14 protein-coding genes are annotated in these 13,766 nt (G+C 73.1%); 9 read left to right on the top strand and 5 right to left on the bottom strand.

The genetic code is table 11. The features are described from left to right. The 3 genes from ACH5AR_RS18670 to ACH5AR_RS18660 form a co-directional block, all read right to left on the bottom strand. A partial coding sequence (locus ACH5AR_RS18670) for an IS5 family transposase (RefSeq protein WP_396302514.1) occupies positions 1 to 454 on the bottom strand: 454 nt, incomplete at its 3' end. A 124-nt stretch (positions 455 to 578) separates the two neighbouring features. Continuing rightward, positions 579 to 989, bottom strand: coding sequence for a hypothetical protein (locus ACH5AR_RS18665; RefSeq protein ID WP_396302501.1), 411 nt, complete (start codon positions 987 to 989; stop codon positions 579 to 581). Between the two features lie 59 nt (positions 990 to 1,048). Beyond that, entirely contained in the window at positions 1,049 to 2,272 is a 1,224-nt protein-coding gene (locus ACH5AR_RS18660; RefSeq protein ID WP_396302500.1) for an amino acid deaminase/aldolase, read from the bottom strand. Between the two features lie 102 nt (positions 2,273 to 2,374). Between ACH5AR_RS18660 and ACH5AR_RS18655 the strand changes: the two genes are divergently transcribed. Continuing rightward, positions 2,375 to 3,148, top strand: a complete 774-nt coding sequence (locus ACH5AR_RS18655; protein ID WP_396302499.1) for an SseB family protein — start codon at positions 2,375 to 2,377, stop codon at positions 3,146 to 3,148. 72 nt (positions 3,149 to 3,220) lie between these two features. Here the strand turns inward: ACH5AR_RS18655 and ACH5AR_RS18650 are convergent, their stop codons facing one another. Beyond that, positions 3,221 to 3,598: a DUF1844 domain-containing protein gene (locus ACH5AR_RS18650; RefSeq protein ID WP_396302498.1), complete on the bottom strand. Its 378-nt coding sequence runs from the start codon at positions 3,596 to 3,598 to the stop codon at positions 3,221 to 3,223. Between the two features lie 445 nt (positions 3,599 to 4,043). Here ACH5AR_RS18650 and infC point away from each other — a divergent pair, with 445 nt between their 5' ends. The 8 genes from infC (at position 4,044) to ACH5AR_RS18610 (ending at position 12,664) form a co-directional block, all read left to right on the top strand. Continuing rightward, the gene (gene infC, locus ACH5AR_RS18645; RefSeq protein ID WP_396302513.1) at positions 4,044 to 4,760 is read left to right on the top strand and encodes a translation initiation factor IF-3; all 717 of its coding nucleotides are present in this window, start codon (positions 4,044 to 4,046) and stop codon (positions 4,758 to 4,760) included. A 143-nt stretch (positions 4,761 to 4,903) separates the two neighbouring features. Further along, a complete protein-coding gene (gene rpmI, locus ACH5AR_RS18640; protein WP_030286227.1) occupies positions 4,904 to 5,098 on the top strand; it encodes a 50S ribosomal protein L35 in 195 nt (64 codons plus the stop codon). 109 nt (positions 5,099 to 5,207) lie between these two features. Beyond that, complete coding sequence (gene rplT / locus ACH5AR_RS18635; protein WP_030395970.1) at positions 5,208 to 5,603, top strand: 50S ribosomal protein L20; 396 nt, start codon at positions 5,208 to 5,210, stop codon at positions 5,601 to 5,603. 97 nt (positions 5,604 to 5,700) lie between these two features. Then, complete coding sequence (locus tag ACH5AR_RS18630; protein ID WP_396302497.1) at positions 5,701 to 6,567, top strand: TrmH family RNA methyltransferase; 867 nt, start codon at positions 5,701 to 5,703, stop codon at positions 6,565 to 6,567. Between the two features lie 116 nt (positions 6,568 to 6,683). After that, positions 6,684 to 7,787 carry an ATP-binding protein gene (locus ACH5AR_RS18625; protein WP_396302496.1) on the top strand — a complete coding sequence of 368 codons (1,104 nt, stop codon included), beginning with the start codon at positions 6,684 to 6,686 and terminating at the stop codon, positions 7,785 to 7,787. A gap of 149 nt (positions 7,788 to 7,936) precedes the next feature. Continuing rightward, complete coding sequence (gene pheS / locus ACH5AR_RS18620) at positions 7,937 to 9,058, top strand: phenylalanine--tRNA ligase subunit alpha (RefSeq protein WP_396302495.1); 1,122 nt, start codon at positions 7,937 to 7,939, stop codon at positions 9,056 to 9,058. Then, the gene (gene pheT, locus ACH5AR_RS18615; protein WP_396302494.1) at positions 9,058 to 11,559 is read left to right on the top strand and encodes a phenylalanine--tRNA ligase subunit beta; all 2,502 of its coding nucleotides are present in this window, start codon (positions 9,058 to 9,060) and stop codon (positions 11,557 to 11,559) included. The genes pheS and pheT overlap by 1 nt, the downstream gene beginning before the upstream one ends. A gap of 265 nt (positions 11,560 to 11,824) precedes the next feature. Further along, positions 11,825 to 12,664 carry a chitosanase gene (locus tag ACH5AR_RS18610; protein WP_396302493.1) on the top strand — a complete coding sequence of 280 codons (840 nt, stop codon included), beginning with the start codon at positions 11,825 to 11,827 and terminating at the stop codon, positions 12,662 to 12,664. 76 nt (positions 12,665 to 12,740) lie between these two features. Here ACH5AR_RS18610 and ACH5AR_RS18605 read toward each other — a convergent pair whose 3' ends face one another. After that, positions 12,741 to 13,610, bottom strand: a complete 870-nt coding sequence (locus tag ACH5AR_RS18605) for a 3-hydroxybutyryl-CoA dehydrogenase (protein ID WP_396302492.1) — start codon at positions 13,608 to 13,610, stop codon at positions 12,741 to 12,743. Positions 13,611 to 13,766 lie beyond the last annotated feature (156 nt).

Genomic DNA, 13,766 nt, shown 5'->3' with positions numbered 1-13,766 from the left:
CCGCCCGCAGCACGAGCCCGCAGGTGTCCACGAGCAGGTGCCGCTTACGGCCCCGCACACGCTTGCCCGCGTCGTAACCGATCGCTTCGCCGCCCTGATGACTCCGGGTCGACTGCGAGTCCAGCACCGCCGCCGAGGGCTGCGGATCCCGGCCGTCGGCCACCCGGACCCGATCGCGCAGCGTGTCGTGGACCCGATCCCAGGTGCCGTCCGCAGTCCAGGCCCGGAACCACCGGTAGGCCGCGTCCCACGGTGCCAGATCGTGCGGCACCAGCCGCCACGCACATCCGCTGACCAGCACATACAACACGGTGTCCACGACCAGCCGGCGAGGGAACTTCAACGGACGACCACGCCGTCGCGGATCCCGCTCCGGCAGCAGCGGCTCGATCACCGCCCACTGAGCATCCGTCAACGAGGAGTCATACGAGCGCTTGCACGAGCAGACACACATGACAGTGATCTTCTCGGATGCCCCGATCGCGAAGATCACCGCCGGTGCATCACGCCACGGAGTTGATCACTTACCCAACACTTTCTTAGCCGTTCCATCGGGCCCCGTTAAGGCTCCGGAAAGGTCAGGTCCGCAGGCCGTGGATGATGCCGGCCTGGATCACCAGATCGCTGTTGACGGTCGAGTTCCCGCTGATCTCGTTGTGCACCGTGACGGGCGCCTGCTCCTCCCGGGCCGGCGCGAACTCGTCCAGGATCGCCTGGAGTTCGGCCGCCATGGCCGGATCGGCGGCGAGCAGCCGGCGCAGCTTCGGCTGCCACTCGCCCTGGGCGCTCCGCAGCGCGGACTCGCGGCCCTCCTCCGGCGCCGAGGCCAGCTCGGACTGCGTCTCGTCCAGTTCCTCGGAGACCGCCTCCGCCCGGCGGCCGAACATCGCGGCGATGCGCGGCTTGACCCTCTCCCAGGCCGAGGTGACCATGAGGCCGGCCAGGGCGGTCGCGCCCCTCGTGGCGATGTCCGTGAGTTCGGGGTCCATGCTGCTCCCTCGTCGTGCCGTGGTCTCGGCACCACGGTAGGGCACGGACCGACGGGCCGTCAGAGGAACGTCCTGCCCTCACCCCGGTACGTCGGCACGGTCCGCACGATCCGGTCGCCCTCGACCAGGTGCAGTTCGGCGAAGCGCTCGCACAGCTCGCCCGCCTTGGCGTGCCGGAACCAGACGCGGTCGCCGATCAGCAGGTCGTCCGCGGCCGGGCCGAGCAGCGGGGTCTGCACCTCCCCGGCGCCCTCCATCGGGTCGTAGCGCAGCCCGGCCGGCAGGTACGGCACCGGCGAGCGGTCGGGGCCGGCCGCGCCGGAGGCCGGGTAGCCGCCGCCGAGCACGGTCACCGCGCCGAGGCCGGGGCGGCGCACCACCGGCTGGCCGAACAGCGCGGCGGGGCGGCCGCGGAAGGAGCGGTAGTTGTCGAACAGCTGCGGCAGGTACAGCCCGGAGCCGGCCGCCACCTCGGTGACGGCGCGCTCGGCCACCGTGGACTCCACGCTGCCGGTGCCGCCGCCGTTGACGAACTCCAGGTCGGCCACCTGCCGCAGCCGCCGGACCACGGCCGCGCGCCGCTCGGCCAGCTCGGTCCTGGCCCTGGCCTGCATCAGCCGGATCAGCTGCGAGCGCACCGGCCGTCCGGGCACCCGGTCGCCGACCCCCGCGACGTGCCCCTCGTACGCCATCAGCCCGACCACCCGGAAGCCCCGGCGGCGCTGGACGAGTTCGGCGAAGGCGCCGAGGTCCTCGGGGGTGCGCAGCGGCGAGCGGCGGGCGCCCACCCGGACCCGCCCGCCGAGCAGGTGCAGCGAGGTGTCCAGCTCCAGGCAGACCCGCACCTCGGCGTCGCCGCCGCGGGCCCCGTCGATCAGGTCCAGCTGGGCCGGGTCGTCCAGGACGACGGTGATCTCGCGGGCGGCGTCCGGGTCGGCGGTCAGCTCGGCGAAGCCGGCCCGGTCGGCGGAGGGGTAGGCGAGCAGGATGTCCCGGATCCCGGTGCGGGCCAGCCAGAGCGACTCGTCCAGGGTGAAGCTCATCACCCCGAGGAAGCCGTCCACGGCGAGCGCGCGCTCCAGCAGCGCCCGGCAGCGGATCGACTTGCTGGCGAGCCGGATCGGCTTTCCGCCCGCCCGGCGGACCAGGTCGGCGGCGTTCGCGTCGAAGGCGGCGAGGTCCACGACGGCCACCGGCCCGTCCAGGTGGGCGGTGGCGCGGTCGTACCGGAGGCGGTCGGAGACCGGGGCGGGCGCGGTCGCGGGCGGGGCGAGGATCACCATGGGCGCAGGGTGCCACACCGCACTACCGGTGGGTAGGCCCCGCGCGCGGGGAGCGTGCAGGGAAATGGGGCCGCTCGCGCGCGGTGGCATAGGGTCGGGCGGGTGGACCGCAAAGACTTCTCCAACCCGGCGTTCGTCGGCAAGAGCATCCCGAACCCCGGCTTCTCCGAGGACGACGGCACCGCCGACCCGGCGCTCGCCGCGGCCCTGGCCCGCTGGTCGCAGGACCGCGCCGCGGAGCCGGAGGTGCTGGCCGCGCTGACCCCCACCCGGCTGATGGTCCCGATCGTCGCGATCCTCGGCGAGGTCGAGGTCGGTCCGGACGGGCACCGGCACGAGAAGACCAGCGACATGGCCGTGCCGGTGCTGGAGGCGCCGGACGGGCGCCGAGCGCTGCCCGCCTTCACCTCGCTGGACGCGCTCGCCCGCTGGCGCGCCGACGCCCGCCCGGCGCCGACGGCGGCCCCGCAGGCCGCGATGGTCGCCTACTCGGAGCGCGCCGACACCCTGCTGGTCGACCCGGCCGGGCCGGTGCCGTTCCAGCTGAGCGGGGCCCGGCTGCGGGCGCTCGCGGAGAACCGCCCGTTCCTGCCGCCGGTGCGGGACCCGGAGGTGCGCGAGGCGGTGCGCGGGCTGCTGGCGGCCGAGCCCCAGGTGGTCAGCGGGCTGCTGGCGGCCTCGGAGGAGTCGGACGGGGTGCTCGCGGTGGTGTTCGACGCGGCGCTGGACCAGGCCGGGCTCCAGGCGGCCGCGCAGCGAGTCGGCCGGGCGGTGGCCGGCGATCCGGTGCTGCGGGTGCGGCTGGACCGGGGACTGGACCTCGCGGTGCTGCCGGCGGGCGCGGAGCTGCCGGGCGAGCCGCTCTACCGGCGCTGAACGAGCGGCAGGCCCGGCACACGTGTGCCGGGCCCGCCGTGGACGGCCCCAGGGGTGGTCCCGCGGACGGTCTCAGGAGTAGACGGGCCCGGTGAACTTCTCGCCCGGGCCGGCGCCCGGGGCGTCCGGCACGACGGAGGCCTCGCGGAAGGCGAGCTGGAGCGAGCGCAGCCCGTCCCGCAGCGGCGCGGCGTGGAAGTTGCTGATCTCCGGGGCGCCGGCGGTGACCAGCCCGGCCAGCGCGGTGATCAGCTTGCGGGCCTCGTCCAGGTCCTTGTCCTTCTCGCCGCCCTCGGCGAGACCGCACTTGACGGCGGCGGCGCTCATCAGGTGCACGGCGACGGTGGTGATCACCTCGACGGCCGGGACCTCCGCGATGTCGCGGGTGAGGTCGTCGAAGCCGATCGCGGCGTCGTCGGCGCCGGGGTTCTGGGTGGGCTCGCTGCTCAAGGGTGGCTCGTTCCGTTGTGCCGTGTGGGTACACGTGGAGCGTACAAGGGGCCGCGCGGAGGGGCGGAATAGCGTTCGGCCCCGCGACGCTGTAAGCTTCGAGACTGACCGGCCGGGATCCCGTATGGGCGCTCGGCCAGCAAGTGGAGGCTCCACTGAGGAGGCCCGAGAGGGCAACCGCGAAAGTCTCCCACCCGATCGGCCTCGCGGTCGACGGGTCCCGGTCCGCGACGGGCGCCCCTGGCGCCGAGTCGCCGCAGCGCCCCTCACCGGGCGCAGCCCCCGGTTGTGTGGAGCCCCGCTTGTACCGAGCGGGGCTTTTTTCGTGTGGCGGTGTACGTACCGGACAGCGCAGCACGAATGAAGCCCCGCCCAGTGGTCGAGTCCACTACGTGCGACCGCCGTCCGACGGCCGCATCGCAGAAGGTGCAACCGAGGAGGCCCCATCAGCACCGAGCCCCGCATCAACGACCGGATTCGCGTCCCCGAGGTGCGACTCGTCGGTCCCAGCGGCGAGCAGGTCGGCATCGTGCCGCTTGCCAAGGCGCTGGAGCTCGCGCAGGAGTACGACCTCGACCTGGTCGAGGTCGCGGCGACCGCCCGGCCGCCGGTGTGCAAGCTCATGGACTACGGCAAGTTCAAGTACGAGTCGGCCATGAAGGCCCGTGAGGCGCGCAAGAACCAGGCGCACACGGTCATCAAGGAGATGAAGCTCCGGCCGAAGATCGACCCGCACGACTATGACACCAAGAAGGGTCACGTCGTCCGGTTCCTCAAGCAGGGCGACAAGGTCAAGATCACGATCATGTTCCGCGGTCGTGAGCAGTCCCGCCCCGAGCTGGGCTTCCGTCTGCTCCAGCGGCTCGCCGACGACGTCCAGGACCTGGGCTTCGTGGAGTCCTCGCCGAAGCAGGACGGCCGTAACATGATCATGGTCCTTGGCCCGCACAAGAAGAAGACCGAGGCGATGGCCGAGGCCCGCGCCCTCGCGGACGCCCGCAAGGCCGAGCGTCAGGGCCGCACCGCCGGCTCCGACGCCGCCGCGGACGAGGCCGAGGACACCGAGGATGCCGTGACCGAGGCGCAGGACGCCCCGGCCGAGGCGCCGGCCGCCGAGGCCGACGCTCCGGTCGAGCAGCCGGCCGCCTCCCAGGGCGCCTGAGCCTTCACCGGCCAGGAGGGCCCGGGAGACCGGCCCACAGGGTGACGGGGCGTCCCGCCCGGTCACCGCAGATCCATCCAGTTCGCGCCCGCGTGGCAGCCGCCGCGCGGGCGTGGACGGGACCGACGAGGAGATACGGCGAAATGCCGAAGCAGAAGACGCACAGTGGCGCCAGCAAGCGCTTCAAGATCAGTGGCTCTGGCAAGGTGCTGCGCGAGCGCGCCGGCCGCCGCCACCTCCTGGAGCACAAGCCCTCGACGCTGACCCGCAAGCTGGCCGGGACCGTCGAGATGGCCCCCGCTGACGCCAAGAAGATCAAGAAGCTTCTCGGCAAGTGATCGCCCTTCCGCCCGGCGCGAGCCGCGAGCGGGACAGCTGATCCTTCCCGACCCATTCGAATGACGGACCACGTGAAGCAGTCCGTGGTCCAACCCAAGGAGTAATCAAGTGGCACGCGTCAAGCGGGCAGTCAACGCCCACAAGAAGCGCCGGGTCATCCTGGAGCGCGCCAGCGGCTACCGTGGCCAGCGTTCGCGCCTGTACCGCAAGGCCAAGGAGCAGGTCACCCACTCGCTGGTCTACAACTTCAACGACCGCAAGAAGCGCAAGGGCGACTTCCGTCAGCTGTGGATCCAGCGCATCAACGCTGCGGCCCGTGCCAACGGCATCACCTACAACCGCTTCGTGCAGGGCCTGAAGGCCGCCAGCGTCGAGATCGACCGCAAGATGCTGGCCGACCTGGCCGTCAACGACCCGGGTGCGTTCGCCGCCCTGGTCGAGGTCGCCCAGAAGGCGCTGCCGGCCGACGTGAACGCCCCGAAGGCCGCCGCCGACGCCGCCTGATCTTCCGAGATCGGTCGAGCTCTGACCGGACCCGCAGGCTCGCCTGCGGGTCCGGTCCTGCTTTCCCCCTCCTTCAGCGCCTCCAGAGAACGAGACCATGCCGAGCACCGACACCCCCCTGCTGACCTCCCTGCGCTCGCCGCGCGTCGTCGCCGCCCGCCGGCTGGCCAAGCGCAACCAGCGCACCAAGGAGCGCCGGTTCCTGGTCGAGGGCCCGCAGGCCGTCCGGGAGGCCGTCGCCTTCGGCAGGCTGCCGGGCAGCGGTGAGCACGCCGTGGTCGAGGTCTACGCGACCGGGGAGGCCGCCGAGCGGCACGCCGGCATCGTCGAGGCCGCCCTGGCCGAGGGGCTGCCGGTGCTGACCGCCACCGACGAGGTGATCGCCGGGATCTGCGACACGGTGACCCCGCAGGGCATCGTGGCGCTCTGCCGCTTCATCGACACGCCGTTCGCCGAGGTGCTCAAGGCCCGCCCCAAGCTGGTCGCGGTCCTCGCCCACGTGCGCGACCCCGGGAACGCCGGCACCGTGCTGCGCACCGCCGACGCGGCCGGCGCGGACGCCGTGGTGCTCACCGACGCCTCGGTGGACCTCTACAACCCGAAGGCCGTCCGGGCCTCCGTGGGCAGCCTGTTCCACCTGCCGGTGGCGGTCGGCGTGCCGGTCGAGGAGGCCGTCGGCAGGCTGCGCGAGGCCGGGGTCCGGGTGCTCGCCGCGGACGGTGCGGGGGAGCGCGACCTCGACCAGGAGCTGGACGAGGGCACCCTGGGCGCGCCCGGCGCATGGGTGTTCGGCAACGAGGCGTGGGGGCTCCCGGAGGAGACCCGCGCGCTCACCGACGAGGTCGTCCGCGTCCCGATCCACGGCCACGCGGAGAGCCTCAACCTGGCCACGGCCGCGGCCGTCTGCCTGTACGCCTCGGCCCGGGCGCAGCGTTCGCCCGGCGGCTGCCGCTCGAACGCCTGACGCCTCCGGGGGCGCGTCCGGATCACCCGCTGCAAGCCCTACTGCGCGGGCCTGGGAGGCGCTAGGGTCTGCCTCGGTGGGGGGAACGGCACGGTGGGTAATCGGGGAGGCAACCCATGGTCGGCAGCGGGCCCGAGCTCGACCCGGACGACCTGCCGGACGGCCTGGTGGTCGCCGACGCGCTGGGCCGGGTGGTCTGCTTCAACCGGGCCGCGGCCCGGCTCACCGGCGTGCTCCCGCAGGCCGCGCTCGGCAGCGGCCTGGAGGACGTCCTCCCGCTGGAGGACCTGGACGGCCGCCGCTGGTGGCAGCTGACCGACCCGTACGGCGGCCTGGCCATCCGCACCCGCCAGCCGGAGCGCAACCTGCTGCTGCCCGGGGGGCGCGAGGTGCTGGTCTCCGCCCGGTACGTGCGCAGTGCGCCGGGCGGGCCGCTGGAGCGCCTGGTGATCGCGCTGCGCGGCACCGAGGCCCGGCGCCGCACCGAGCGCAGCCACGCCGAGCTGATCGCCACCGTGGCGCACGAGCTGCGCTCCCCGCTGACCAGTGTCAAGGGCTTCACGGCGACGCTGCTGGCCAAGTGGGAGCGGTTCACCGACGGGCAGAAGCGGCTGATGCTGGAGACGGTGGACGCCGACGCCGACCGGGTCACCCGGCTGATCGCCGAGCTGCTGGACATCTCCCGGATCGACGCCGGGCGGCTGGAGCTGCGCAAGCAGGTGGTGGACCTGGCCGCGGCGGTGCGCCGGCACGTGGAGCGGACGGTGGCCACCGGCATCCCCGAGGACCGCTTCGACATCCGGCTCAGCGAGCCGCTCACCGTGCTGTGGGCCGACCCGGACAAGGTCGACCAGGTGCTGGCCAACCTGCTGGAAAACGCGGTGCGGCACGGCGAGGGAACTGTCACGATCGAGGTGGCCCCGGCCAAGGAGGTCGTCGAGGCGCCCCTGTGGGAGCGCAGCGGCACCCCGCCCCGCATCGTGGAAGGGACAGCGGTCACCGTGAGCGACGAGGGCAGCGGCATCCCCGAGGAGTCGATGCCGCGCGTCTTCACCCGCTTCTGGCGCGGCTCCAAGCGCGGCGGCACGGGCCTGGGCCTGTACATCGTCAAGGGCATCGTGGAGGCCCACGGCGGCTCGATCCGGGTCGACCGGGCACCCGGCGGCGGCGCCCGCTTCCGGTTCATCCTGCCCGCCGGGGTGCCGGACTTCATGCTCTAGGCCCCGGCACGGCGGGCCCGGGGCGGCCGCCCGGGGCGGGCGGCGGAGCAGCGGCGCCGAGCGGCGCTACACGCTGCGACTACACTCGACCTTCGGCGATGGCCCACAGACCTTGAGCACGGACGAGCAGGAGCACGGGAAAGATAGAGATGTCGGCACCCAACAAGTCGTACGACCCGGTCGAGGTCGAGGCCCTCAAGCCCGAGGTGGTGGAGCAGGCGCGGGACGAGGCGATCGCCGCGTTCGCCGCCGCCGGCTCCCTGGACGAGCTGAAGCAGGCCAAGGTCGCCCACACCGGCGACCGCTCCGCGCTCTCGCTCGCCAACCGCGAGATCGGCGCCCTGCCCCCGCACGCCAAGGCGGCCGCCGGGAAGCTGATCGGCCAGGCCCGCGGGGCCGTCAACCAGGCCCTCGCCCAGCGGCAGGCCGAGCTGGAGGCGGAGCGGGACGCCCGCGTGCTGGTCGAGGAGGCGGTGGACGTCACGCTGCCGTACGACCGCGCCCCGCGCGGCGCCCGGCACCCGCTGACCACCATGGCCGAGCGCATCGAGGACACCTTCGTCGCGATGGGCTACCAGGTCGCCGAGGGCCCCGAGGTCGAGGCCGAGTGGCTCAACTTCGACGCCCTCAACCTGGGCCCGGACCACCCGGCCCGCTCGATGCAGGACACCTTCTTCGTCCAGGCCCCGGACGGCTCCGCCGACTCCGGCGTGGTGCTGCGCACCCAGACCTCCCCGGTCCAGGCGCGCACCATGCTCGACCGCGAGCCCCCCATCTACGTGGTCTGCCCGGGCCGGGTCTACCGGACGGACGAGCTGGACGCCACCCACACCCCGGTCTTCCGCCAGGTCGAGGGCCTCGCGGTGGACGAGGGCATCACCTTCGCCGACCTCAAGGGCACCATCGAGGTGCTGGTCGAGAAGCTGATCGGCGGCGGCCTGGAGCTGCGCTGGCGCCCGTCGTACTTCCCGTTCACCGAGCCGAGCGCGGAGATCGACCTCCAGTGCTTCGTCTGCCGGGGCGAGAGCGTCGGCAACCCGGACCGCCCGTGCCGGACCTGCTCCTCCGAGGGCTGGATCGAGCTCGGCGGCTGCGGCGTGGTCAACCCGCGCGTGCTGGTCGCCTGCGGCGTCGACCCCGACCGCTACAGCGGGTTCGCCTTCGGCCTGGGCCTGGAGCGGATCCTGATGAACCGTCACAACGTCGCCGACATGCGGGACATGGTGGAGGGCGACGTCCGCTTCACCCTTCCGTTCGGGATGGAGATCTGATGCGCGTCCCGCTTTCCTGGCTGCGCGAGTACGTCGACCTGCCGGCCGGCGAGACCGGCCGTGACGTCGCGGAGCGCCTGGTCCGGGCCGGCCTGGAGGTCGAGACCGTCGAGCAGCTCGGCGCCGACCTCAAGGGCCCGCTGGTCGTCGGCGAGGTGCTCTCGATCGAGGAGCTGTCCGGCTTCAAGAAGCCGATCCGGCACTGCTTCGTCAACGTCGGCGACGCCAACGGCACCGGCGAGCCGCAGGAGATCGTCTGCGGCGCGACCAACTTCGCCGTCGGCGACAAGGTCGTGGTCGTGCTCCCGGGCGCGGTGCTGCCCGGCCCGTTCCCGATCTCCGCCCGCAAGACCTACGGCCACACCTCGGCCGGCATGATCTGCTCCGCCCGCGAGCTGGGCATGGGCGACGACCACAACGGCATCATCGTGCTCCCGCCGGAGTACGAGCCCGGCACCGACGCCATCGAGCTGCTGCAGCTCGTCGACGAGGTGCTCGACATCGCCGTCACCCCGGACCGCGGCTACTGCCTGTCCATGCGCGGCGTGGCCCGCGAGGCCGCCGCCGCGTACGGGCTGCCGCTGGCCGACCCGGCGCTGCTCGACGTGCCGCCGGCGAACTCCTTCGGCTACCTGGTGAAGGTCAACGACCAGGTCGGCTGCGACCGCTTCGTGGCCCGTACGGTCGTCGGCCTCGACCCGAACGCCGCCTCCCCGATCTGGCTCCAGCGCCGGCTCCAGAAGTCGGGCATCCGCCCGATCTCGCTGACCGTCGACATCACCAACTACGTGATGCTGGAGGTCGGCCAGCCGCTGCACGCCTACGACAAGCAGCGCGTCGACGGCCCGATCGTCGTCCGCCGGGCGGAGCCGGGCGAGACCCTCACGACCCTGGACGGGGTCGAGCGCAAGCTCGCCGCCGAGGACCTGCTGATCTGCGACAACAGCGGCCCGATCGGCCTGGCCGGCGTGATGGGCGGCGCCTCCACCGAGATCCTCGACCCGGCCGCCGGCCCGGGCACCACCGAGGTGATCATCGAGGCGGCGCACTTCGACACCGTCACCATCGCCCGCACGGCCAAGCGGCACAAGCTGCCCTCCGAGGCGTCCAAGCGCTTCGAGCGCGGCGTCGACCCGGAGGCCACCCGCGCCGCCGCGCAGCGCGCCGTGGACCTGCTGGTCCTGATCGCCGGCGGTACCGCCGAGGCCGGGGTCACCGACATCGCCGCGCCGCACCCGCTGCGCACCATCACCATCGCCGCCGACCTGCCCGACCGGGTGGCCGGCACCGCGTACGGCCGCGAGACCGTCACCCGGCGCCTCCAGGAGATCGGCTGCTCGGTCTCCGGCGCGGACGTGCTGGAGGTCACCCCGCCGACCTGGCGCCCCGACCTCACCGACCCGTACGACCTCGCGGAGGAGGTCATCCGGCTGGAGGGCTACGACAACGTCCCCGCCCGGATGCCCGACGTGCCCCCGGGCAAGGGCCTGACCGAGGCCCAGCGGGTGCACCGCCGGACCGGCGTCGCGCTGGCCGCGGCCGGCTACGTCGAGGTCAACAACTACCCGTTCCTCGGCGAGCCCGCCTTCGACGCGCTCGGCCTGGAGGCGGACGACCGGCGCCGCCGCACGGTGAAGCTGGTCAACCCGCTGAACGACGAGGAGCCGGCGCTGCGCACCACGCTGCTGCCGGGCCTGCTCGGCGCGCTGCGCCGCAACGTCGGCCGGGGCAACACCGACCTGGCGGTCTTCGAGACCGGCACGGTCTTCCTGCCCAAGGACGAGCTGCGCGTGGCCCCGCGTCCGGCGGTCGACCACCGGCCCAGCGACGAGGAGCTGGCCGCGCTGGACGCCGCGCTGCCGGACCAGCCGCGCCGGATCGCCGTCGCCCTCGCGGGCGAGCGGCTGCCGTCGGGCTGGTGGGGCAAGGGCGCCCAGGCCTCCTGGGCGGACGCCGTCGAGGCGGCCCGCACGGTGGCCCGTGCGGCCGGCGTCGAGCTGACCGTCCGCCAGGGGCAGCTGGCCCCGTGGCACCCGGGCCGCTGCGCCGAGCTGCTGGTGGCCGGCACCGGCCGGGTGGTCGGCCACGCCGGCGAGCTGCACCCGCGGGTGGTCAAGGCGCTCGGGCTGCCGGCCCGCACCGCCGCGATGGAGATCGACGTCGACCTGCTCACCGCCGACGGCGCCGAGCGGGTCAGCGGCCCGACCGTCTCCGGCTTCCCGGTGGCGACCCAGGACGTCGCGCTGATCGTCGACACCGCCGTCCCGGCGGCCGAGGTCGAGGCCGCGCTGCGGGCCGGCGCGGGCGAACTGCTGGAGGCCATCCGGCTGTTCGACGTCTTCACCGGCGAGCAGGTCGGCGAGGGCAAGAAGTCGCTGGCGTACGCGCTGCGCTTCCGCGCGGTCGACCGCACCCTGACCGCCGACGAGGCCAGCGCCGCCCGTGAGGCGGCCGTGGCCGAGGCCGTCGCCCGGACGGGCGCGGTGCTGCGCGGCGCCTGAGCCCGGTAGCGCCTTCGGAGGGCCCCGCCGCCGGACCACGAGTCCGGCGGCGGGGCCCTTCGCGTTTCCCCCGGGGCTGACGGGCCGTCTCCTCCGCGCCCGGCCGAGGCGGCCCCCTGGCGGGTGCACCCCCGGGCGGCCTGACCTGGGGCTCCCAAGATCTCTTGAAGAGGTTCCGTCAAAACCCTTGCGGGAGTGCGGTCCCAGGCCTTTTCCTCTTCTTGTTAGGAAAGTTTCCTAACCCATCGAGGAATCGGAGCGTCCCATGCGCCCTCAGCCCCGTCGTGCCCTCCGCATCGCCCTCGCCGCCGCCCTGGTGGCCGCGCCCCTGACCGTCGCGGCCACCTCGGCGGCCCAGGCCGCCCCGTCGTCGGCCGCCGTCCAGCTCAAGGGGGTCGGGCTGGACGACCCGCACAAGAAGGACATCGCCATGCAGCTGGTGTCCAGCGCGGAGAACTCGTCGCTGGACTGGAAGGCCCAGTACAAGTACATCGAGGACATCAAGGACGGCCGCGGCTACACCGCCGGCATCATCGGCTTCTGTTCCGGCACCGGTGACATGCTGGAGCTGGTCCAGCACTACACCGACCTCAAGCCCGGCAACATCCTGGCCAAGTACCTGCCGGCCCTGAAGAAGGTCAACGGCACGGACTCGCACGCCGGCCTCGGCTCCGCGTTCGAGAAGGACTGGGCCACCGCCGCCAAGGACAGCGTCTTCCAGCAGGCCCAGAACGACGAGCGCGACCGGGTGTACTTCAACCCCGCCGTCAACCGGGCCAAGAGCGACGGCCTGCGCGCCCTCGGCCAGTTCGCCTACTACGACGCCATCGTCATGCACGGCCCGGGCAACAGCTCGGACAGCTTCGACGGCATCCGCGCCGCCGCCATGAAGAAGGCCAAGACCCCCGCCCAGGGCGGCGACGAGGCCACCTACCTCAAGGCCTTCCTGGACGCCCGCAAGGTGGTCATGAAGAAGGAGGAGGCGCACTCGGACACCAGCCGGGTCGACACCGAGCAGCTGGTCTTCCTGAACGCCAAGAACTTCGACCTCAACCCGCCGCTGAAGTGGAAGGTCTACGGCGACAGCTACAGCATCAACAGCTGACGCCCCGACAGGCGCGGGGGCCCGGCGGCCGGTTCCACGGCCGCCGGGCCCCCTGCGCGTCCGGGCGCCGCGGGCGTCAGGCGCTCGCGGTGTAGTCGTAGAAGCCCCGGCCGGACTTGCGGCCCAGCAGGCCGGCGTCGACCATCCGGGAGAGCAGCGGGGGAGCGGCGTACAGCGGCTCCTTGTACTCGTCGTACATGGACTCGGCGATCGAGACGATGGTGTCCAGGCCGATCAGGTCGCACAGCCGCAGCGGGCCCATCGGGTGGGCGCAGCCGGCCTCCATGCCCTTGTCGATGTCGGAGGCGGTGGCCACGCCGGACTCGAACATCCGCACCGCGGACAGCAGGTACGGCACCAGCAGCGCGTTGACCACGAAGCCGGCCCGGTCGCGGGCGCGGATCGGCTCCTTGCCGAGCACCTGGGTGGCGAAGGCCTCGGCCCGCTCGGTGGTGGTCGCGGAGGTGGTCAGCGTCGGGATGACCTCGACCAGCTTCTGCACCGGCGCCGGGTTGAAGAAGTGCAGGCCGATCACCTGCTCCGGGCGCGTGGTGGCGGCGGCCAGCTTCACGATCGGGATGGAGGAGGTGTTGGAGGCGAGGATCGCGTCGCGGCGCTCGACCACCCGGTCCAGGGTCTCGAAGATCGCGACCTTGACGTCCTCGCGCTCGGCGACCGCCTCGACCACCAGGTCGCGGTCCGCGAAGTCGGACAGCTCGGTGGTGAAGGAGAGCCGGGCCAGCGCCTCGTCCCGCGCCTCGGGGCTCAGCTTGCCCCGCTTGACCGCCGTCTCCAGGGAGTTGGTCAGCCGGGTGCGGCCGAACTCCAGCGCCTCGCCGCTCGCCTCCGACACCAGGACGTCCAGCCCGGCCCGGGCGAAGACCTCGGCGATGCCCGACCCCATCAGGCCGCAGCCGATCACTCCGACGCGCGCGATGTCACTCACTCAGTTGCCCTTCGACGGTGCTGGGGGTCGCCCAGCTTCGGGTGGCCCAGCGAGTTGCTGGACACGGGCCGGTGTGCCGGAAACGGGTGCACCGGTCACCGCCCCGACGACGTTACTACTCCGTACCGGCCGGTAGGTCACCCCCTCCCCGGCAGG

This window comes from Kitasatospora sp. NPDC018619 (assembly GCF_044391605.1).
GTDB lineage: Bacteria > Actinomycetota > Actinomycetes > Streptomycetales > Streptomycetaceae > Kitasatospora.
Note: the sequence above shows the minus strand (reverse complement) of the source record. Positions and strands in the feature narration are given on the sequence as shown.